At 42.3% G+C, this 22,218-nt stretch carries 19 protein-coding genes; 10 read left to right on the forward strand and 9 right to left on the reverse strand.

From position 1 onward, the window contains the following. The first annotated feature begins 143 nt into the window (after positions 1 to 143). From MSHOH_RS08440 to MSHOH_RS08470, 7 genes are all read left to right on the forward strand, one after another. The gene (locus tag MSHOH_RS08440) at positions 144 to 833 is read left to right on the forward strand and encodes a hypothetical protein (protein WP_048138892.1); all 690 of its coding nucleotides are present in this window, start codon (positions 144 to 146) and stop codon (positions 831 to 833) included. Positions 834 to 980: 147 nt separating this feature from the next. Then, positions 981 to 1,472: a hypothetical protein gene (locus MSHOH_RS08445; protein ID WP_048143295.1), complete on the forward strand. Its 492-nt coding sequence runs from the start codon at positions 981 to 983 to the stop codon at positions 1,470 to 1,472. Positions 1,473 to 1,690: 218 nt separating this feature from the next. Further along, on the forward strand, positions 1,691 to 1,906 hold the full coding sequence (locus MSHOH_RS08450) for a hypothetical protein (RefSeq protein ID WP_048138894.1): 216 nt from the start codon (positions 1,691 to 1,693) through the stop codon (positions 1,904 to 1,906). Between the two features lie 74 nt (positions 1,907 to 1,980). Then, a complete protein-coding gene (locus MSHOH_RS08455) occupies positions 1,981 to 2,274 on the forward strand; it encodes an ArsR/SmtB family transcription factor (protein WP_048138896.1) in 294 nt (97 codons plus the stop codon). A gap of 525 nt (positions 2,275 to 2,799) precedes the next feature. Next, positions 2,800 to 4,314, forward strand: coding sequence for an asparagine synthetase B family protein (locus tag MSHOH_RS08460; protein WP_239451282.1), 1,515 nt, complete (start codon positions 2,800 to 2,802; stop codon positions 4,312 to 4,314). A gap of 543 nt (positions 4,315 to 4,857) precedes the next feature. Then, positions 4,858 to 6,066 carry a right-handed parallel beta-helix repeat-containing protein gene (locus MSHOH_RS08465; RefSeq protein ID WP_158024094.1) on the forward strand — a complete coding sequence of 403 codons (1,209 nt, stop codon included), beginning with the start codon at positions 4,858 to 4,860 and terminating at the stop codon, positions 6,064 to 6,066. Positions 6,067 to 6,503: 437 nt separating this feature from the next. Continuing rightward, positions 6,504 to 7,292: an ATP-binding protein gene (locus tag MSHOH_RS08470; protein WP_082089279.1), complete on the forward strand. Its 789-nt coding sequence runs from the start codon at positions 6,504 to 6,506 to the stop codon at positions 7,290 to 7,292. A gap of 114 nt (positions 7,293 to 7,406) precedes the next feature. Here MSHOH_RS08470 and MSHOH_RS25095 read toward each other — a convergent pair whose 3' ends face one another. Further along, a complete protein-coding gene (locus MSHOH_RS25095; RefSeq protein ID WP_052730775.1) occupies positions 7,407 to 9,260 on the reverse strand; it encodes a PGF-pre-PGF domain-containing protein in 1,854 nt (617 codons plus the stop codon). A gap of 201 nt (positions 9,261 to 9,461) precedes the next feature. Here MSHOH_RS25095 and MSHOH_RS08480 point away from each other — a divergent pair, with 201 nt between their 5' ends. Beyond that, positions 9,462 to 9,818 (forward strand): hypothetical protein, encoded by a 357-nt coding sequence (locus MSHOH_RS08480; RefSeq protein ID WP_048138898.1) that lies wholly within the window; start codon positions 9,462 to 9,464, stop codon positions 9,816 to 9,818. Here the strand turns inward: MSHOH_RS08480 and MSHOH_RS23625 are convergent. The 5 genes from MSHOH_RS23625 to MSHOH_RS08500 form a co-directional block, all read right to left on the reverse strand. Then, positions 9,797 to 9,955: a hypothetical protein gene (locus MSHOH_RS23625; protein ID WP_162197619.1), complete on the reverse strand. Its 159-nt coding sequence runs from the start codon at positions 9,953 to 9,955 to the stop codon at positions 9,797 to 9,799. The two genes, MSHOH_RS08480 and MSHOH_RS23625, sit on opposite strands and share 22 nt — an antisense overlap. A gap of 314 nt (positions 9,956 to 10,269) precedes the next feature. Continuing rightward, entirely contained in the window at positions 10,270 to 10,938 is a 669-nt protein-coding gene (locus tag MSHOH_RS08485) for a tetratricopeptide repeat protein (protein WP_239451283.1), read from the reverse strand. 99 nt (positions 10,939 to 11,037) lie between these two features. Continuing rightward, positions 11,038 to 12,684 (reverse strand): D-alanyl-D-alanine carboxypeptidase/D-alanyl-D-alanine endopeptidase, encoded by a 1,647-nt coding sequence (gene dacB / locus MSHOH_RS08490; protein ID WP_048138900.1) that lies wholly within the window; start codon positions 12,682 to 12,684, stop codon positions 11,038 to 11,040. 312 nt (positions 12,685 to 12,996) lie between these two features. Then, positions 12,997 to 14,163 (reverse strand): tetratricopeptide repeat protein, encoded by a 1,167-nt coding sequence (locus MSHOH_RS08495; protein ID WP_082089281.1) that lies wholly within the window; start codon positions 14,161 to 14,163, stop codon positions 12,997 to 12,999. Positions 14,164 to 14,280: 117 nt separating this feature from the next. After that, positions 14,281 to 14,790 carry a PASTA domain-containing protein gene (locus MSHOH_RS08500; RefSeq protein ID WP_048138904.1) on the reverse strand — a complete coding sequence of 170 codons (510 nt, stop codon included), beginning with the start codon at positions 14,788 to 14,790 and terminating at the stop codon, positions 14,281 to 14,283. 381 nt (positions 14,791 to 15,171) lie between these two features. Between MSHOH_RS08500 and MSHOH_RS08505 the strand changes: the two genes are divergently transcribed. Then, entirely contained in the window at positions 15,172 to 15,891 is a 720-nt protein-coding gene (locus tag MSHOH_RS08505) for a DUF169 domain-containing protein (RefSeq protein WP_048138906.1), read from the forward strand. 154 nt (positions 15,892 to 16,045) lie between these two features. On the opposite strand, the gene MSHOH_RS08510 is transcribed toward MSHOH_RS08505, so the two are convergent. Together MSHOH_RS08510 and MSHOH_RS08515 are read right to left on the reverse strand one after the other, a co-directional pair. Further along, positions 16,046 to 17,446, reverse strand: coding sequence for a tripartite tricarboxylate transporter permease (locus MSHOH_RS08510; protein ID WP_048138908.1), 1,401 nt, complete (start codon positions 17,444 to 17,446; stop codon positions 16,046 to 16,048). A 1,754-nt stretch (positions 17,447 to 19,200) separates the two neighbouring features. Continuing rightward, on the reverse strand, positions 19,201 to 19,935 hold the full coding sequence (locus MSHOH_RS08515) for a pirin family protein (RefSeq protein WP_048138910.1): 735 nt from the start codon (positions 19,933 to 19,935) through the stop codon (positions 19,201 to 19,203). A 272-nt stretch (positions 19,936 to 20,207) separates the two neighbouring features. Here MSHOH_RS08515 and MSHOH_RS08520 point away from each other — a divergent pair, with 272 nt between their 5' ends. After that, complete coding sequence (locus tag MSHOH_RS08520; protein WP_048138912.1) at positions 20,208 to 21,116, forward strand: TIGR00269 family protein; 909 nt, start codon at positions 20,208 to 20,210, stop codon at positions 21,114 to 21,116. Between the two features lie 84 nt (positions 21,117 to 21,200). Here MSHOH_RS08520 and MSHOH_RS08525 read toward each other — a convergent pair whose 3' ends face one another. Continuing rightward, positions 21,201 to 22,106, reverse strand: a complete 906-nt coding sequence (locus MSHOH_RS08525; protein ID WP_048138914.1) for a DUF7847 domain-containing protein — start codon at positions 22,104 to 22,106, stop codon at positions 21,201 to 21,203. Positions 22,107 to 22,218 lie beyond the last annotated feature (112 nt).

The following is a 22,218-nucleotide window of genomic DNA, read 5'->3' on the forward strand; positions in this document are numbered from 1 at the left end:
TCTTTCTATTCTTGATTATATCTCGTGAGACCAAAATAACGGCTATTGGGACAGAGTTCCGGACATCAGGTAACAATATCAACTAATTAATAAAGCAGTCCAAAAACATTCTAATTGGAGAAAATGAGTTTGAGGGAGATAAAGTGGATGTGAAAAATGAAGAGTTTTCAGGAGAATTTCCTGAAGAAGGATCTCCTGAGGAAAAATCTCTTGAAGAGGGATTTCTTGAAGAAGGTGAGGAGTTCTCCGAGCTCATAAAATACACAATCCCAGGATATATTTTAGGGCTACTTGCAGGGATTTTTCTGGACGTTCAGGGATACCAGCGAAGCCCTGTGGGCCAGTGGCTTGTGAGGACTTTTGCAGGAGAAGGGGAAAGCATTTTTGAGGGGATTTTCTCAATCCGTCAGCGCCTTCGAAAGGCTGAGGGAAGTATGGCAGAAGCTTACGGCTGGGGGAAGTTCCTCGGGATTGCCTTCCCATGGATTATCGACCTAGGGAGCCGACTGGCTGGAGTGAACGTTTACGGAGTTGAGGGCTTTTACATTCCGTATTTCTATGCTCTCAGTGACCAGATAGGAGCCAATATCTCAGGCCTGCTCTTCCTCAAACGTAGAGAGGGGTCATGGAGAGCCGGTTTTTCCGGATATGTACATCATCCGGTCATGCTGGCAAGCTTTTTCGTAATTGTACTTGTCCCACTCGGATTGCTTGGAGCAAGAATTCTGGGTTTCAGCCCTACAACACAGACCTTCACGGCGCTTGAGACTATTGCTGCAAACCTCTGCTGGGTCCCGCCGCTTGTTGGATGGTTAAATGAGAAGTACCGCTGAATTTGGAGAAAATATAGCAGTAGCGGTCGAAAGTTATTTATCTCCTCAGGAACTACATATGTAGTGTAAACACTACATATAGTGCATGTAGTGTTTTAGTAAGGTAAATTGAGAAAAAAATAAAAAAACTTGATGAAGGTGAAAGAAATGAAGAAAACAATAACGGCAATTCTTCTGGGCATACTCCTGATAAGCGCTTTCGGGGCGGTTGTTGTCAGTGCAGTTGCTTCGAATGATACCGGAATAAGATATGGCTCAGGGCCCATGCACAGGTGGGCTGCCAGATATACAGATTCAGGATATGGTGCAGGCAATTTCTCGTACTGCCCTTACTACGATGCAGACGGAACAGTAGAACTTGAAGTTGAAACCATAGATGTGGCTTTTGAAATTGCAAAGGCTGAAATTGATGATGACGTATCCAAAGACAATATCTATCAAATGGGCCGCTGGTGGATTGTCAACTATGAGGATGAAGACGGAGTATACACTCAGGCAAGGATCGATGCAGTAACAGGTGAGATATATACCGGATATAACGTTCCTGCAGGAGCTCAGGCAGGCCGGGCAGGCGGTAGATATGGCTGTGGTTCAGGATACGCTCGTGGCTCCGGATACTGTATGGGGTATGGCAGTTAAGCTACAACTATAACCCATCCTCTTTTTACTTGTTTTAATTTATCAGGTTGATTCTTCAGGTTTTTATTGTTATATTAGGCTTCTTTTACCGAGTATTTTTTATATTTAAGGTTAAAATGAGTATCTTAAGAGAAATTGATAGAACAAGGAAAAACGGATAAGAAAGGAATAAAAATGAACAAAATAGAAAAAATCTGGTTTTTCACGAGGTGAATGTTTTGAACGGTATGGGTTACGGCATGTATGGCTCTTTCTGGGGTTTTTTCCTGAACCTTCTCATTATCCTTCTCATTGTGGGCACGGTTATGGTAATGCTTAATAAGTCCGGTTACATGGCTTCCAGGGACAACGAGCGGCTTGTTAAGATTGAAAAAGACATCGAAGAAATCAAAAAAACCGTTGAATATATAAAGTCCAAACTGGAAGAGATCTGAAGTTTAATATGATTGAAACGAGTTCAGAGAATGTTTCCAGACCGGAAATTGTATAAATCGTGAGGGTGCACCAGGTGGAAAAATCACTTCAGCAAATAGTTGAAATTGGCGAAGCTCTCTCCCATCCCGTAAGGCTAAAACTACTTTACCTGCTGGCTGAGAGAGAGAGGTATGTGTACGAACTCGCCAAGGATCTGGACCTCTCAAGACAGGTCGTGAACCTGCATTTGAAACGCCTGGAAAAAGCCGGATTTGTTGAGAGTGACCTCAGGCTCGAAGATGATGATATGAGGGCAAAGAAGTTTTATCGGCTAAAAGAGTTTGAGGTTTCCCTTTCCATGAAGGATATAAGAAAGCTTTTTGAATAAATTTTCAAAACGTTCGCAGTAAACTTAGTTGCTTGATCTAGACTAGCTTCTCTTGATATTGACTTGTTTTAATTTTGTATGCTCCATCCGGCGCTTTTTTTTGAAAGGCCGCCAGACAAGCTGTTGGAGACGCTTATATTTGCATGTGGGTTTAAAACCTGTTCCTGAGTTAAGGAAAGGATACTACAGTAAGGAATGGTAATAAAGGACAGGAAGTTCTTTTATGGATTTTTCCCCTCTTAACCGCATGCTGATTTGCCGATTTTTTTTCTTAATCTTACAGATCAGTTCTGCTCAAAGTGGCACAGGAACAGGAAACTGGGAGATTCTTTCCCTAATTAGAACAGATCAACCGGTTAATCACACCGGTTACTGATAAGCCACCGTGTTTTTTACACTGCGTTTTTAGGTCAGCGTTATCAGCATATTTTTTCAAATCTATTTGTTTTTCGGGCAATGACCTGTTTCAGAGATTCATAAATACACTGCCGGGAGATTGCAAAGCAATAAATACAGGGTGGCGTTGTGTATACCAGACAGAAAGAACGGAAAAAAGGTGCAATTATGTGTGGAATAGCTGGAATGCTCGGAACTCCTGACAGTAATATAAATGTAAAGAGAATGCTTGCAGCTCTGGGACACAGGGGACCTGATGCCTGCGGAATCCATACTGAAGGAAACCTGAGCATAGGAAACACTCTGCTAAAAATAACAGGAGACATGCCCCAGCCGCTTACAGGAACAGGAGCCCTCGTACTTAACGGAGAGATATACAATTTTCGAGAACTTGCGGCTGAAATAGGGATAAAAACCGATTCTGATACCGAACTGCTTTTCACACTGATAGAAGCCGGAGTAAAGAAAGGAATCAAACCAATAGATGCTGTTTTTTCAGCCCTTTCAAAAGTAAACGGAGATTATGCTCTTGCATATTCCTGCGGAAAAGAGCTTGTACTTGCCAGAGACTCATCAGGAGTAAAGCCTCTTTTTTACTGTTACGGGAAAAGGATAGAAAAGCCAGAGTTAGTTTTTGCCTCAGAAAAAAAAGCCCTTCTATGTACCGACAGAGAAATAAAATCTTTTCCTCAGGGAGGAGTTATGGGCTTCAATACTGAAAAAGGGAAAATCGCAGAAAAAGTTGCGGAGAGATCCCTTAAAATAAAACCGCCTGAAAAGAGAATTCCCGCAGAAAAGGAAGCAGTACTTTACCTGAAGGAGGCTCTTGAAAGAGCTGTAGAACTCAGGCTTACCCCTACTTCAGGAATCGCATTTTCAGGAGGGATTGACAGTACCTTTTTAGCAGCCCTTGCAAAGAGAATTGATCCCGATATTGCCCTTTATGCAGTTGGGCTTCCGGATTCCCATGACATTGCCCAGGCAGAGTATGCAGCCGAAGCCATTGGCGTGAAAAGAAACCTGAAAGTACATTTTCTTTCCCCTGAAGAAATAGAAGCTGCAGTTCCGCAGGTAATTTACGCGACCGAATCTACTGACCCGATGAAGGTTGCAATAGGGCTTCCTCTTTACATAGCAGCAAAAACTGCAAGAGAAGGCGGGAAGAGAGTCCTCCTCACAGGGCAGGGTGCAGATGAACTCTTTGGAGGGTACAGCAGACATGAAGGTTTTTTTGAGCAGGGACCTGATGTGCTTGATAAGGAGATTTATTCTGACCTTGAGAACATCTCAACAATCAACCTTGAAAGAGATGATATGGTTACAATGGCCAATTCCGTGGAACTCAGGGTGCCTTTTCTTGATAAAGAAGTAATAAGAATCGGACTTGCAATAAATCCGGAGCTGAAGGTCGTGAAAAAAGACGGCTTATACGCACGAAAATATATTCTCAGGAAGGCAGCAGAAGGCCTGCTCCCCCTGGAGATTCTCTGGAAAGAGAAAAAAGCAATGCAGTACGGGACCGGGGTCCAGAAAATACTCGACTCGCTTGCCAGGGATTCTGGTTTTTCCAGAAAGCAGGGGAGCCATATAGAAAAATACCTTAAGAAAATCGCTTCAGAAGAAGGATTTGAATTAACGAATTAGAAGCAGAACAGAGATTCACGCACAGTTAACTATTAGATAATAGTTTATTAAGAAATGAGGATATTGCCTTAAATAAAATTGAAAGTATAAAGGCTTAGTTTGAAATCTTTTTTATATGATAACTGACTTAACTAGAGTAATAAGTATAGAAACATAATTGCTAGTAAAAAGCGAATTATTTTAACTTCGGTAAGAGAAAATACTTGCATAAACAGAAGTTATATAGTTACACACGAAAGAATTTGGTCTGAATCCTGCTTTTTTTAATTAGATTAAGTAATCTTTTGCAGGGAAATCCGCCTGGGCTTATTCTGTAGTTGTGAATCTTAGAAGAGTGGATACTGTCTACGAAAATATTGTTGTTCGTGTCAAAAAGAGGCTAAAAACCTCGTTAGAACCTCTCTTTCTAAAAGTAGAGATTTCCTTTAAAAAATTGACACATTACAGCACAAACTTTTCTTCAGTATACATAAAATATATTATACAATATTATATTTGATCCAGGTGGAAGAGATGTTAAAGAAAAAATTGGGAATTCTTTTTTTGGCAGGTTGTATTCTTATCTTTGCAAACGCGCATGTTGCTTTATGTATAAGCTCAGAGCCAGTCGTTTATGTTGCAGGAGATGGAAGTGGTGACTTTAACTGCGATGGAAAAGACGACCATATACAGATAAATGAGGCCCTTACTTTCGTGGCAGAAAATTCAGCATATACAACTGTGCACCTTGAAGGACCTTTCACGTATGTCATTGATGATACCCTTTTGATAGGCAGCAATACGATTCTCGAAGGAGACTCCAGCGCAGTTATAAAGCTCGTTGACGATGCGGGATGGCCTGCATATAAGGGAATTATACAACCTCGAGAAGAGTCAGCTCACGAGATTACAATTCAAGGATTTGAAATTGATGGGAACGATGCGAATCAGCCTGTGTCTAATGGAGAGTGTTATTATACAGTGATGCTTTTAGATGGGTGTACAAATGTTACTGTTAGGAACATGTATGTTCATGATAGCAATAATGATGGAGTTCGTGTGCTTAACAGAGTATATACAGAAGGTAGCGGTAACATAGACATATATAATAACAGATTTTATTGCTGTTGCCACAACAGTGTTTACCTGGCTAAAGTCTCCAGTGCGAATATCCATAACAACGCATTCATTCCTTTCAGCAATGATGGAATTACTATAACAGATTCCAATCATATTTCTATTCACGATAATACAATTGATCCAGGTATTTCAACAGGTGGCTGCGGGATACAAATTCAGAAAGCGGCGTCAATTCCTGCCATGGATAATATAGAGATTTATGGCAACAACATCAGCAATACTAATTTGGCGGGTGTCCTTGTACATGGCTACAACTCTTACCCGGTTCCTTCAGGCGCACAGAATGTATATATTCACCACAACATAATTTCCGGATGCGGTCAGCACATGGGCTTATCCACTTATTTTGGGGGAGGTATCAATGTACAGGGTTTCAGTAACACTACTATTGAAAATAATTTAATTGATGGCTGTTATCATGACGGAATCTCGATGAAAAATGTTTGGTTAATGCCGCCGAAATATATGTACAAAACTATCATACGAGACAATGTTGTAACAAACACATTACCAGGGCGGTTGATTTCCGGATCAGGTCATGGCATAAGTATTTATGATACGTCAATGTACACTGTGTCTCTCGAAAACAACGATGTTTGGAATAATGGTGCCGGAAACTATCTAAACGTTTAAAATGTTACATGGACACAAGTGCAGTAGCAGTAAATAATTCACAATTTTTCGGTGATTTTGAATTCCCGGTTCTATTCTCTAACTTTTCTTAAGGATTAAGAACCTGGGAATCTTAATCCTTCTTTTGGTAGGTAAACATAGATCTCATCCGGAAACTCACAGAGTTTGCTTTTAGAATCTTATATCAGAATAACCGATCAAGTTCCTGATATTTAAAAAATTATGAAAACTGTTAATGAGCAGAAGTGAGATAGCTTTTGGGATAAGCTCGCAATCATATTTAGTAGTCTCTACATAGTAATATTTTCTAAAGTAACAAATTTTTGGGTTTCGGATTTTTTTCGGAGAGATCAGGCATAAATCAATAAGTATAAACAGTTTGATGGTTATATTCGGATAGAAAATATTCCATTTGATATATAATCAGTTCAGGGGGAATTCGAATAAAAATAGCAATTACCGGAAAAGGCGGCGTTGGAAAGACTACTCTCTCAGGCACTCTGGCAAGATTGCTTGCAAGGGACGGATACGAAGTCCTGGCAATAGATGCAGACCCGGATATGAACCTCGCATCTTCTCTGGGGATAGAAAAACCCCCAAAACCTCTTGCTGATTTCAAGGACCTTATCCAGGAAAGGGCAGGTGCCGAAGGCGGGGCTTTTATATATAACCCGAAAGTGGACGACATTGCAGGCAAATACGGAGTGATCGGGCCCGATGGAGTAAGGATGCTTGTCATGGGCACTGTGGATAAAGGAGGAAGCGGGTGCATGTGCCCGGCTTCAGCCTTCCTCAGGGCTCTTCTCAGACACCTGATGCTTAAGGAAAAGAGTGCGGTCATTTTGGATATGGAAGCCGGAATAGAACATCTGGGAAGAGGCACCACACGCGGGATGGACCTTATGGTCGTGGTGGTTGAGCCGGGAGCCAGGTCCCTTGAAACAGCCGAGAGGATAAAAAAACTCTCTTCCGAAATAGGGATAAAACATATTGCTGCCGTAATTAACAAAGGAGGCGCCGGGAAAGTAAATGACAGGCTTGAGGAGCTTGGCATTCCCGTGCTTGGAGAAATTCCCTTTGACGAGCAATTGATGCAGGCTGACCTGGAAAAAAGAGCCCCTATTGATGCAGGCGGCGAGGCTGTTAATGCAATAGTGAAAATTAAAGAAAAACTTATGGAAACCGTTGAAGATATCAGGAAAGAAAACGAGAAGAGTAAGAAGTGAGGGCCGGAAAACAACAGTGAACTCTGGGTTAAAAGTCCAAATTAAACCGCTGCAATTCCATAGCATCTTTTCAAAAAAGGGTTGAAGAAGATCTTCGCGAAGGCTGCGAAGTGATCACTCCTTCTTCATACTTTTTAGGATAATTCCCATCGTTCCAAGTGTACCGAGTACAAGTCCCATACCCAAAAGAGCATTCTTATTCTTGTCGGACTCGGGCTCTTTAGACTCATTTCCTTCCTGGTCTTCCGGGATATCTCCAGCAGCTCTACTCTCGGCAGTGATTGTCTCTTCTTCCTGCAGAGATGTCCCTGAAATTGCAAAGAAGCTGTATCCGGAGACTTCAGAAGTGTAATAGAGGTATTCGTCATCTTCTCCTGTCAGCTCTGTTTTCAGTGAAGTCCAGTTTCCATTCTTCTCGTCATGCTCATCCTCATCCACATACCAGTTCAGGGTAATCGAGTCACGGTCTACATTCTTGTCCAGGACCCAGGCCTTTTCAACCTTGAAGTCCAGAGTAGGGTGATCAATGTTTTTCGGAGTTGCATATCCTACATTTCCGACCCAGACATTGAAGGATTTATAAATTTCTCCTTCCGGGAGTCCAGGAACAAGGGCAGACTTGTTCTTCAACTGCTCAACAATAGTTGTTATCTTGCCAGCGTTCTTGATTGCGTCAAAGTCCACCGACACAACACAGGTTGCATTGTTTTGGAACTCGAACTTTACATCTTTGCCGTTAGGGATGAAGAGCTGGGAAAGTTCCTTTACCTCAACATTTCTGGCAAGTTCTGGAGATCCACCTCCACCACTGCCTCCGGATGAACTTCCCGAACTCCTGTGAGAGCTTCCTCCTGAGCTGCCGGAGCTTCCCGAGTTTCCTTCATCCGTAACTTCTTCGGTTTCATTTCCGGACTCGGAGGTTACATCAGTTGAGTTATCTGCTGGGATAACATCTGCTGTATTATTATCTTCTGAAGCAGTACTGTTATCATCTAGGATCACTTCATCAGTGCTGTTGTCCTCTGTGGGTTCTTCCGGTTCAGGAGGTGGTGTGACTTCAGGTTCTTCTTCCTGTTTTGCAAGAGGCAGATGGTCGATTGCGACATCACTTATCTGATACGGTTCTTCAGCAAACCCGTCTCCGTTAGTATCCAGGTGAGTATCTGAGAAGCCATTTCCCGCAGGTGTGGACCAGTAATTGCCCCCTATGTATTGACCCCCTATGATATTCTTATCTGCGTTCTTTGCAACATTTAGAGTGCAGAAAGCCTCATCATCTATCTGCAGGTTGATATCGTTGTAAAAGTAGTTGTTGTAAATCAAAGCAGAGTCATCAATAAGATGGATTCCGATGCTGCAGTTTTTGAATGTGTTTCCAGTAACTACGTGGCTACCGCCTCCCCATGAGAATAGAACTCCTACATTACAGTTTAAGAATGTGTTTCCAATGATTGTATTATTATAGCTGTCATAAGTGCTTACACCTGATGGACTTCCCGTAAAGAGGTTGTTCATTACTATCTGATTTCCATACAGGTAGCTGCTACCCATACTTACGCCACAGCCCTCAAACCGGTTGTTTCTTACTGTACAGGCAGTTCCTGCCTTTTCAAAATCGACTCCTTTTGTAATCGTAAACCCTTCAACAGTCGAAGGTGCGTATAACCAAAATCCCCCAATAGATGGATAAGATGTACCGGCTCCTTTTATTGTCACAGATACCTCTACAGGGATCCGTTCATCAGTCGGATAGGTCCCAGGCTGCACTATTATAGTATCCCCGTCAACAGCATCATTCAGGGCTGCCTGGATTGTCGTGTAGTTTCCAGGTCCGTTATCATCTACTGTAAATGTTGTAGCTGCTGCACTTCCAGTGAGGGCCTGGAGAGCCAGAGTTACCGTAAATAATACTGATAATATCCTTTTTGTCAGAATAACCACCCTACGTTTTTTAATCCTGTTATTCAACACATCATATAAGGTTTATTTTTATTTTTTTCCTCCTGATAAGCAGCTAATCCAATTCTTGGTAACGACACTTCTTGCAGTGTGATCCATACATTACCAACCTCAGTTTTTTATGATTCGACTTTCCTTAAAATACTGCCTCCTCAAACCCTCAACCGTGGAGCACCCACATTCTCAGACTCCAGAGGAGGACCCTCAATTTTGTCTCGAATCATCAGCGATCTACAAAAGAAAGAAGTTTTCAAAGCTATTCCTGCCCAGCTGACAATCGGCGAAACGACAGTCACTGCATCGAAGATCTGGTCAAACCAGAAACTTACGTCTTATCCTGCTGTCACTCTCAACATTTCTCAGGACGGCATCCCTGCCTTGCAGATGTCATGGACGGTGTTCCTGTACTACCAGGCAATCCTGACCCTCACCGAAACTACTCAGGGCATTCCAGGTGTGATCCTGGCAGAAGCTCTTGCAGGTCAGATCGTTTCTGCAGTTGAGACCTGGATAGATCTTCTGGCAGAAAATGTCCTGATCTTCTATTATAGAAGTAGTAACCCATAATCTCGCTTTGTCCACGCAGCCCGATCCGAATGTTCAATCTGAGCAGCCACGAGCTGGACGTCCATGCGGTTCATATTCGTAAATAATTTCCCGGGTGAAGTCTTCTCGATGACTCTTGCAACCGTGTTCAACTGCATCATATATTTCAGGACACGGGCAATTCTCAAGCCTTCCGCAAAAAGAAAACTTTTAAAAAATAGTATAAGTTCCGGTTTGTTTCCAGATAGCCTAGTTCGAGAATTCTTGTCTCGACCCGTTTCAAAGCGTGGTCTTCGTGATTATGAATGCCCATGTTATCCCGAGTTAAAAGTTAACCTGTGCGAAAGGTTTTAACCTCTCACCAAGTTATGTGAAAGTAATAGCTTTTTAACTAAGGGTTAGACTCTGAAAAACATCCTGTACTGTTTTTTAGGTCTACTATTTTTTAGATATATTCTCAGGCTCTTGATGTTCAGTTAAATTTGCTGTCCGGAGAATCTGTCAGGGTTCCACTTTTGTAAATAAGCCCGAGAAGCCTCAGCCTTTTTTCTCTGATAAGGGCATCAGTAGGGTCTATCTCCAGAGCCCTGTCATAAGCCTCCATGGCCTCTCCATACCTTCCAAGATTTTCCAGGACCGAGCCTTTCTGATACCAGGAAAAGACATCCTCGGAGTTGACCTTAAGAACCTCATCATAGCACTCTATAGCTTTTTCATAGTCCTTTAGATTACTGTAGGCAAAACCCTTGAGGCACTTTATTCCCAGATGCTCGGGTTCGATTTCAAGAGCTCTATTATAACAGGCAAGAGCTTCTTCAGATCTCCCGAGTCTGTCCAGGACAAAACCCTTCTGGAGCCAGGCATCAAAGTACATTGGATCCAGATTTAAAGCTTCATTATAAAGCCTGAGTTTGTCCTCATAATTGTCAGTCTTACCTGCTGCTATAAGGAACTGCCCGGGGTCCTCGGTCTCTTCGGTTTTTCCTGCCGCTTCCAGCTCCTTTTGCTCTATCTTAGCATTTTCTGTGGTATTACTTTCCTCTGCCATTTCGGAATCCTCGGTTTCCAGCTGAAGATATATTCGGACCCCTTTCGGAATCATCTTCCATGCCTGATTTCTAAGCATTATGCATGAAATCATGGTCAAAACTGCTATTGTGCACTTTGTTTCCAATGAGATATACTTTTTCTGATTCAAATAAGGGCATTTTCCAGAAACGTTTTTTACACTCTTTTATACTTAATTCTCCCTGTATATCGCCTCACAGACGCTTCCCAGGTCATTGCCAACCTGCTCCAGTTCCTCGATATTCTCGACAGGGACGTTATTCACATATACTGCAAAGGCTAGCCTCCGGCCCTCGGATGTTGTCATGTACCCGGCCAGGGCTTTGGAAGAAACGATAATCCTGTCATTAACGGCATCGTACTTGGCAGTTGTTCCGGTCTTCGCCTGGACTTTTCCTTTCACAGGGCTTTCAGGACTAATAGAAGTCGCAAGAGACCCATCAACCCCGAGAATCGGCAGAGCATCCAGATATACCTGTGAGTCATCCCTTGAAGACATATATTTCAGAAGGTTCACTGTATTCCTGGGCGTCATAAAATCAGCAGGAGAATTACCTCTGCCATCGGATATGGATAAAGAATTGAGGTCAAGCCCGGCTTTCTCAAGGAAGGTACGTTCTATGGTCAAGCCGTCCCAGAAGCTCCTTTTGCCTTCTTTTACCGCCATCAGAGGCAGAAGTGAATCAGCATGCATGTTCTGGCTGACCTTCAGTATCAGTTTCAGGTTCTCAGAGAAAGGAGGAGATGTCAGGAGTACTACTCTTTCCATATCCGAGTAGTCCATGCTGGGCGGCAACAAATCTGAAGGGTTATTACCTCTAACCTGGGCATTTATTTTTACTCCCTCGCGCTCCAGGGCTTCTATTAAAAGAGAGCGGGCGAAAGAAGAAGGGTTCTCCACCCTGTAGGTCTGGACAACAGGACCATTGCCTGCAGGTATCTGCCCCGATATTTTAATCACACCCGGACCACCTGTTAATATCTCCAGTTGAGCAGCTTCATCCGGGTCAGCTGTTATAACATTCGCCTCGACCTTATAAGCTGCAGTTTTGGGACGCCAATCCACTTCTGCTTCTCTTCCCGGCTGAGAAGGTTTGACTGTAATATCGATGAGGTTGTCATTGATGACTATCGGTGTAAGGGTGTAATCACTGGCACTATCCGGAGGGTCGATTTTATCGAAAAACCGGTCGTCGATTATAACTTCCCCTGAGACGCTTTTAATTCCTGCATCCGATACCTGTTGGGCTAGCTGGTTCAGTCCGGATAGAGGGTCAGGAGTTGTTAATACGGCGTTGCCAAGAGAGTTGGCATCTCCATGATCAAGATCGGTGTAAGCGATCTTTCCGTCCGGGGTGGTCCGGCCTCCCGTTGTGAGGTCTCCACTGGCTACCAGTATCAGGTCTCCATTCAGGTTTCCTGAAGAGTCTACATGACCGCGGGCATATACAGGAGTCTCGAACCTATAATCAGCCCCTATCACATCAAGGGCAGCGGCTCCTGTGTAGAGTTTGGTTGTAGAGCCCGGAGAGAACATTTTTTCCGGATTCACCTGGTAAATGACTTCTCCGGTATCCAGGTCTTCTACAAGGATTCCCCACCAGGCGTGATCATATCTTGTGTTATTCATTATTCCTGTTACGGAAGCTGGAAGAGGTTCACCTTCCAACGGGCTATCCCGGCTATTTCCTTCAGCCCCGGCAAATGATTGCGGAACCGAGATAAGGCATATTATTCCCAGTAATAAATAGCATACATACCTTTTAGACCTGTATCCTTTAGACTCATGTCTTTTGGACCTGAAAGCATGGGGCTTCATATATAATCTCCTTTCGACCTTTCTATACGATACTTCATCAATGAAGCTAATAAACATGTAAGAACCAAAAATCCACAATCGGTTGAACAATTCACTAAATTATGTCAGAAGGAAAAAGACGCAGGTTCTGGGTAGAAGGGGTAAAAATGGAACAAGATAAATCTAAAGGAATAAAATTAGATGATAATTAATACAGGCAAATTGAAATGAGTAGTATGAAAAAGGTAAAGTGAAAAATAGGTAAATGAAATAAGTAAAGTGAAAATAAGTAAAGTGAAATAAGTAAAATGGAGTAAATATATTTTAAAGAGATTATCGAGAAGTTTTCGCCTTTTCTTTACTTATTCTCGAAAGAATTTCGACCTTGATCTCAAGCGCAGGAGGAAAACCTGGTTTTAATTCGAGTGCCCTGTTACAGCTTTGCAGAGCTTCTTTCTGTCTGTCCAGTTCTGAAAGGACAAGTCCCCTGCCTGCCCAGAGCCCTGGGTCTTCCGGGGCAGCTTTAAGAGCCGTATCATATGCTGTCAGAGCCTCCTCAAACCTGCCCAACCTGGAAAACAGGTTTCCGGCAGATCTCAGGGCTTCCAGGTAATCAGGCCTAATTTTAAGGGCTGAAAGATGTGCTTCAAGGGCTTCTTCTTTCCTGTCAAGTGCTAAAAGGACCGAACCCTTTCCTGCCCATGCTTCGGCATATTCGGGATTTTTCAGGAGTATTTTTTCGTAGACTGCAAGTGATTCTTCAAGCTTTCCAAGCCTGGAAAGCACAACTCCCTTGTTATCCCATACTATTTCAAAAGCCGGTTCAAGCTCAATTGCTCTATCGTAGGCATCTACTGCTTCTTCAAGCCGGCCCATTTCCGAGAGTACTACACCCCTGTTATACCAGACCCTGAAATCGTCAGGAACTATTTCAAGCACCTGCTCTATAAGCTGCAGGGTGGCCTCAAATCTTTTTGCTTTATAAAAAATCACGGCTTTCTGGAAGAGGGCTGTAGCATTCTTCCGGTCTTTCTCAAGCATCTCAGTACAGGCTTTAAGTTCATCGAAAAAAAGGAGAGAAGCATAAAGGTCCCTGATATCCGTAAAAAGAGGAAGGATTTCATATTTATCTTCCTGAACTGTTAAAACTGCTGTATCAGAATTATATGAAAAGGCTGCTGGTTTTTGCTGGCAGGTATTCTCCTTCTGGATTTTTTCTATTCTCCTGAGCATTATCTCCAGATGGGACATAAGTCTGGGGGATAGAGAGAAATTCTCATCTATAGAAAGGATTGTTCTGAGATTTTTTCGGTATTTTTTGTCACTTTTGTTCCAGAGAATATCTGAAATTCGGCTGCATGCAGTAAAAAATTCTTTAAGATGAGCATGCAGGTCCACATCTCCGGAATTATTTAAATTGCCGAAACTCCCGATTGCAGCACTGCAATGCTTCCGGAGTTCAGGAAGAATTTCACTATATTCGGAATCAAGCCTTTTCATCAGTACCAGATCCTCTTATCATTACCCTTTCTTTTGCTCGTAAAGTTCTCTATCTATCTACTGTCTATGGGCTTTGATCAACCCTGCCAGACTGGAGAACAGCTTCTCTCGATCTTCTCAATGCCTTGAATATGAACATAGAAGTGAATCCTGGCTCAGATCAGGTTTGAAATTCCCTTTTTTTGCCACTACCAGGTCTACTGTTGATCCTCTTTCTGCAAGCTCTCCGCCCTTTGGCTCCTGCTGGACAACGTCTCCGAAACGGACACCCCCTACAAAAACACTCTTCTCTCCAATATTACCTGCCTGCAGTCCTGCTTCTTCCAGTTTTTTAACAGCCTGTTTCAGAGGCAACCTTATAACAAAGGGCACTTCAACTTCTTTCTTCTCAAGTTCGACATCCGGCGATTCTGTATCGAGTACTTCTTGAGTGATGATCTTACTCTCTTCTCCCAGAACCTCTTCAAGAAGCTCGATAGCTCCGCTGATCCTCAAGAGCGTTTCATTCAGATTTTTTTTTCTGTTTTCAAGTTCTATAATTTTTGCCTCGATATCTTTGAGGATCTTCTGACCTGACTCGTACTCAGCCCTGAGCTCTACCAAGCGCTGTTCAAGTTGTTCTTTCATGTCCTGTAAACCCCTCTTCATTGTTTATTGATATCAATCAAGCCAAAATAAGGCTATGGATTTATTTTAATTTCCTTTATGTCCAGTACTTCAAAATGAAGTAATTTATTTTTCATTTAGCCCTTTTATTTTCCCTTTTATTTTACTCCATCTACATTTCAGTCCAATACATTTTAAGTTTTATATTTTTACTCATCAGTAAAGTAGCTTAAAAGGAGATTATGAAAGAAATGCAACTTAACGCAGACTAGAAAAAGTTCATAAAAAAGAAGTGAAAGAATTATTGTTTCTGATTTTTATTTAACCCTTAAGCCCCCTAAACTATCCTTGAAACGCGAATTTATCGGGACTTTCAGGTAAAGATGATAAGGAGTCACTTTTATGGAGACAGCCAGTTCCAGGCAAATTGAGGAAATAAACGAGTACGGAAAGGAAATAATTGAACTGCTTAAACTGGAAACCTCCCCAGTAGCAGTAGCTCTGGTTCCGAAAGACGCTGAAATTCCGGAAAGGATCCACCGGATCGGAAAAGGAATGAAGCACTGCCAGATGATGGACCAGGTACGCAAAACAAAAGAAGAGTTTTATGCCGTGCTTGAGGACCAGACTTGCAAAGGAGGAGCTGCAGCAATGGGGCTCGGGCACATGCCTCCCAAGCTGGCAAGCGGGGAATTTTACTATGACAAACTAAAGCATTTCAGGACCCTGGAGGCTTCGAAAAAAACTCTTGAACAAGTTCCCATGCTTGAGGCAGAGTCCACAATTGCAACCCTTTATGCTCCTCTTGAAAGTGCAAGCTTCGTGCCTGATGTTGTTGTGATAATCTGCTCTCCTGAACAGATGATGCTCCTGACCCAAGCAGCTCTCTATAAAGAAGGAGGCAGAATTGAAGCCGAGTTTGCAGGCAAACAGAGCCTATGTTCAGATGCAGTTGCCGAGCCCTATCTGACAGGCAAAATGGGAATAACAGTAGGCTGTACAGGCAGCAGGACATATACGGGTATTCAGTCATCAGAACTGACAGTTGGAATTCCAGCAAAAATGCTGGCAGATCTGGTGGAAGGATTGAGGGCGATTATCGGAAAAGCTCCTGCACATTGATAAACAGAACAAGAAGAGAATATAAAAAAGAGATGTCAGAATTAACAGCCAGGTTATATATCTTTCAAAAGGATATGTCTCAAAGAGATTTTAGAAAGCATGCTCTCAAAAGCTAGTTTTGAGATCTCTGTAATCGCCTTCAAAAATCTCTTTTTTACAGGAAATAGAGGATTACAGGCAGCAAAATAACTCCCATTGCATGGGACTTCCTGACTTTCATAAAAGACGGGAGCATGCCTATGGGAGTAGAAATAATGAAGATAAAAAGCCCGAAAAGTCCTGTGAAAAGAAAAACCATTATTGTAAGTCCTGCTAGGACTCCTGTACAGAGTTTTGTGTAGTCAAGTTTTCGGAGTATACTGTGAGCATTATTTCCTATCCAGACTGTGGAGAAGTATGAAAACAGGGCAGTCAGGAGAATAGCAGCAAAAAAGAGTAGTACAACCTGAAATCCGAGAGATCCGATCCCCAGGATTTCATTCACGGCAGCCATTGCCCCACTTCGGGTCTTTCCTATAACAAGGAGAGCAACGAGCCCGAAAATGGCGTTTGAGGTATTTACTCCGGAAACCGAGACAATGAACTCCTTTGAACTCTCAAGAGTCTGGTGGTCATCTGCATAGGGATCATAAAAAAGAGAGGATTTTCTTCCTCCTAGCACAGGTTCAGAAGCTTCTTTTTCTATAGGTCTCCTATCGAAATCAGACCTTACAAAGAGTCCTGCCAGAAGGGCAGCAATAGCAGAAGAAACCCCGGGCAGCCAGGCTACAAGGGAACCTGCGGTGCTGCCTGTAAAGACTCCCCTCAGAATTCTTATTCGGGAAAGCTCAAATTTTGAAACGGACTTTTCAGGGATTTCGGAACTTGTGAGGAGGCTTATAATGAGCTGGGATGCCCCGAAAAGCCCACTGAGGAGAGGGAGGAGCGCGGATGCTTCTCCGAAACTTATGACAGGAATCAGGAGATTTTCTCTGGAAAAAGCAAAAAGCCCAAGGGCTCCTGTGATCAGAAACAGGAAGAGAGCCATAGCCTTATACTTATATCTTACAAGCGAACTCTGCCCCTCCTGCCCTTTTACTTCCTCGCCTTTTTCAGTCGCGAGCATGATAAATACAATCGTAAGCAGAACCCACGCCATATAATCCTGCAGGTAAGGATAAAGGGCTCCGAAAAAAAGAGAAAAAGGCAGTACAAAAAGCATGGATGCAACCACAGAGCCTGCACTTCCGAGGGCAGAAAGGCGTACTGCTTCCGCACCTGCACCTTCAAGCAAAAGCCTGTGCCCTGGAAGGACTGCAAGGGCTGTGTCTCCGTCAGGTGCTCCTAAAAACACAGACGGGATAATGTCATGAAACGTGTGAGATACCGCATTTGAGAGGATAATCAGAGCAATGTAAAACGGGGCAACCCCTTTCTCAGCCAGAAAAGGTGAAAAAGCTACAAGTGCAAGCGCAAAATTGTTTGTATGTATGCCAGGCAATAGCCCCGAAATTATGCCAAGGAGGTAGCCTGCAAGAACAGAAAAAAAGATTAGGAACAAAGAGACCTCTTCCATTCAGCTTCAACACCTTAAAATAAATAATCCATAATCTTTCAAACTTAACAAAAAATTAGGATACTTGATATTAATATTTAATCTTGCAAGGAGAATATGGTTCTTCTTTCTTCGATAAAATATAAAATATAAAATATCTAACTGCCTGTTCAAAGCGAAAAGTACACTAGATCCAGAAGGAAAATAATGAAGAAAAAGAATTAGAGCGAGTAAACAGGTAAAAAACAGGAAGGCAATAGAAAGAATAACTGAAACACTACAGAAACAATAAATATAAAGAGAACATAAGTAATAAATACAAAGAGAGTATAAGAGATCAGAAAAGCAAACAAAGATAAGAGAAAAAGAACATAATAGAAGAAAGATACAAAAAAGAAAAAAATCAAGTAAATTTGATCAGAATTAAAATTTAAGACTAAAAGTCTTGAACTTGATAATATAAATAAATTTCCTTTGAAGCAATGCCCTTTTAATAAGCAAAGGGCTGTCTGGCAGAAAATACATATAGTAAAATTTGCCGGCGCAAACAATTTTAGTTTACCGATCCGATAAGCCGCTTGAAAATTTTGAAGGCGCTTTATTACATCAAAGAAAAAGAAAAATCATTTCCATTTATGTTTTATATATAACAGTTATACTATAGAATGTAGTCCTAAATGCTAATATTGAATGGGGTTCATGAGAGCATTTAGCAAAAAACAGCAGGGCAAATGAGGTTCGCCATTCCTCAGTTCTGCTCTGCACAACCTGGAACCCCGCCCACATGAGGTGAGATCGAGGTTTTTTGCCATTCCTCGGTCAAGGCTCAGGGAGGGTTTCGCGGAAGGAGGTCGGAAGAGGTTCGCCATTCCTCAACCGGTCTCCCCAGATATCAGAAACAACAGAGAAGTGAGAGGCAAATCCCTCTCTAAAACTATTTTTACCTCTCACTTCCACTCTATTCTCTGAAACATCTCATTTTGTCTTCTAAATATTAAAAAAGATGTGATGCATGTGATGCTATCCTCTAAACATCTCATTTTGAGTTTTTTAACTCTCTGAACCGGTTATCATAGTCGTAAAGTCAATCTTTTTATTAAGGTCAATCTTTTTTATCCAGGTGTACGGTCTACTCCGTACTCTATCTCGTCCATAGTTCTGTCTTCCATAGTTCTGTCTTATGGTATTTTCAGGGTGTCTTCTCAATGATTAACTTATTTTTCCAGTTGTTACTTTTTTCTGTCAGCTTTTTTTGTTTCCTTGTCTCTATTTTTATCTCAGCTTTTACCTAGTTTTTATCTTGCTCTCTGAACTTCTGCCTCTTCAGATTCTCCCCTGCCTGGTGATCTTCTATTGCATCACTTCCTCGCCCAGGCTGTCCTTTCTTTCTGTCACTTCCTCTTTCTGGAGGTTTAGCTTCTAACTCACTTTCCTCAGTTACTTCAGCCTTTCCTGAGATCTCCTGTCCGGAGTGATCCTGCTGTTTTAAGTTTCTCTCTCGGATTACCCCAGCCTCTTCAGATTCGCCTCTGCCTGGCTGATCTTCTATTATATCGCTACCTCTTCCGGGCTGTTTTTCTTTTTTGTCACTTCCCCTTCCAAGTTGATTATGCCTCTTCTCATCCCCTCTTTTCGGTTTTTTTGCTTTTTTCTAATATTTTTTAGACCTTTTATCTGATATTTCTCTTATTCAAACGGTTTCTTCGGATTCTTTCTTGCCTCTGTTCTACCGAGCGTTTTTATTGATTTCAGAAAATCTTGTTTTCCAGCTACATTCAACTCTTTCTCTGAGTTTCTGTTTCCTGAGCGGGAATATCAATAAGGATAAATTCCGCAGGTGTGCCGGAAGAGACAGCCTCCATATGAATAGCCTGCTCCAGATCAATACGAGCCTGGTCTCCCTGTCCAATTCTCTGGCCGTTGACAGAAAGCTCGCCGGCAAACATGTAAACGAAGGTGCGGCGGTTATCCTGCGTATTAAAATGGATGACATGCCCCTTTTCCAAGCTGGCCCGATAAATTGTTGCATTGGGGTCTATCTTCAGGGCATTCTCAAAATCCCTGCCTGAAGCAAGCGGAAGCAGCCTATTTTTCCATTCTGATTCCTCAAACCTTTTCTGCGAGTATGAAGGCTCAAGCCCGCTTCTGGAAGGTAAAATCCAGATCTGGTAGAAATGCAGGGGTTCCTTTCCCCTGTTTAACTCGGAATGAAGTATTCCCGTACCTGCGGTAACGCGCTGTACCTCTCCTTTTCCAAGGGTTCCTCTATTCCCCATGTTATCTTCATGTGTTATTTCTCCTTCAAGCACAACCGATATAATTTCCATCTCGGAGTGAGGGTGAGTCGAAAAGCCCCTGCCCGGCTGGACAGTATCATCGTTAAAGACGCGAAGGCTTCCGAACTTGATATTCTCAGGATCGTAATAGTTTGAAAAAGAAAAGAGCATATAGCTCTTCAGCCAGCCTGAATCCTCAAGATGCCTGGCTTCTGCCGGAATGATTCTTATCATAGAAGATCCCCTCTCTTCCCCTGTAATTATTTGAACACTTGAATAATAAGTAAGGTTTGATTGCTGAAAAGGATATACCTTTGGAAACATAGTTCAGTAATATAGTTAAGAAAGCCTTCCGACAAAGATAAAAAATAATCAGGCTTCTACGAAAGGCATGTAAAAAACAATATATACGAGCTCTCCCTTTCCTAAAGGAGCCTGTTATAACTAAGATTTCCATTTTTTCAAATCATTCATGCAAAGTAAAAAGGATTTTAAAGGACTTCAAAATGACAATTAAATGTAAAAAATGTAACCATGAAGCTATTATTTTTCAAAAATACTCAGGGATGCATCTCTGTAAAAGACATTTTATAGAGGATGTTGAAAGGAAAATCAGGCTGACAGTAAGGAGAGACTACAGCATAAAGAAAAACGATATCATAGCCGTTGCTCTAAGCGGGGGGAAGGATAGCTCGGTCGCTCTTTATGTGATGCATAAAATCCTGGGAAACAGACCCGATATTCAAATTGTGGCAATTTCAGTTGATGAAGGAATCTATGGATACCGCCCTCAATCCCTTGAGCTTGCAAAAAAACTTACGGAAACACTTGGAGTGCGGCATATTATAAGGTCCTTTAAAGATGAACACGGTACAACAATGGACGAACTGGCTGCAATGGACAGGGAAAAAGGAACATGCAGCTATTGCGGAGTCCTCAGGAAAAGCATCCTTAACAGAATAGCGCTTGAAATAGGAGCAACTAAACTAGTAACAGGACACAACCTGGATGATGAAGCCCAGACCATTCTCCTCAACCATTTCAGAGGAGATATGGAACGCATGGTCAGGCTTGCTCCTCCTGCAACAGTAGAAGGCCTTGTAATGCGGGCAAAACCCCTGAGGAATATCCCTGAAAAGGAAGTCGCACTCTATGCCCTGGTAAACTCCCTGCCAGTAGATTTCAGCGAATGTCCGTATGCAGGAGAAGCCCTTAGAGGAGAAATAAGAGAACTGTTAAACAGCTTTGAAACAAAGCACCCTGGCACCAAATACTCTCTTCTCCGAGGATTTGATAAACTTGTTGGAGCCCTTGCAAAAGAGCTTCCTCCTGCAAAAATTGAAAAATGCAGGATCTGCGGGGACACCTGTACCGAGGATATCTGCCAGGCGTGTAAACTGCTTGGCAGAACCTGAAAAAACAGAACTAAGAAGTTATGTAAAAAAGAAAATCAAGCAAAAAAGAGAAAGAAGTGCAGGTTTCAATATATTTCAGAATCTTTAAAACTTTTCAGGATCGGAAAGCAGATCATATGGGTTATAGAGTTCTCTTTCTTCCCCTACCATGTAAAGCCGGGTCCACAGGACAGCAGTAAGCGGCTGCAGTATGAATATGGGCACGAAATATGTAATGCCTGAAATCAGAATGCTTTGAGAACCCAGAAACTCACCTACAAAGCCGTTAAAGAAAGCGAGCCCAACAGAAATTATCCAGATAAAGAAAACATCGAGTTTATTGGTCCTGAAAAATCTGTATCCAGATTTAAGAGCATCAAGGGGTTCAAGTTCGTCTATTATGAGGGCGTAGGGAGCAAGGGAAAGTGCGATATTTATTGCCAATAAATATATTGCCCAGAGAAGGATTCCTATAGTCAGCACTCCTATGCCCTGTACAGGAACCTCGGGGTTTTTTATAAGGCTGTTCAGATCTCCGATTGTAACGGCTCCGGGCACTAAAAATGCAATGCCTGCAAGTAATATTAGGGCGACCATCAGGCTTGTGAGAAAAAGCCTGAAACCGTTTTTCGAGCCTGATCTTAACATGTCCGAGAAAACAGTATCTCCGGTTTCGGAAGCTTTTTTTGCCATCCCGATTGCTCCTGCGGTAAAAAAGGCCTGCAAGAACATACCAAGCAGGAAGAAAACGAGAATCAAAGCCAGTGAGCCTGGAATGTTATTCGTAAATCCTTCCCAGAATACGGAGTAAAGTTCCTCCTCCGAAAGACTAGTAGGGTCAATTACGCTTCCCGAACCCGAAGCGAATAGCAGGGCACCCAATATTCCAATGAAAAAGACAGAAAGAATCAAATTAACAAAAAAATTCAGGACAAATGGAATACAAATATTTAGATTTCTAACCCAGGTCTTGAACCCTCTATTTAATATTGTTCCAAAATCTTCATACATATGACACGACCTTCCGATTCTAAAGACAGCGGCTCTGCACTCCCTCCACAGTCATGTCCTGACTGACTGCAAAAACAGGGTTCGTTTGCAGGCTTACATCTACTATTTTTCG

It is taken from the genome of Methanosarcina horonobensis HB-1 = JCM 15518 (assembly GCF_000970285.1).
GTDB lineage: Archaea > Halobacteriota > Methanosarcinia > Methanosarcinales > Methanosarcinaceae > Methanosarcina > Methanosarcina horonobensis.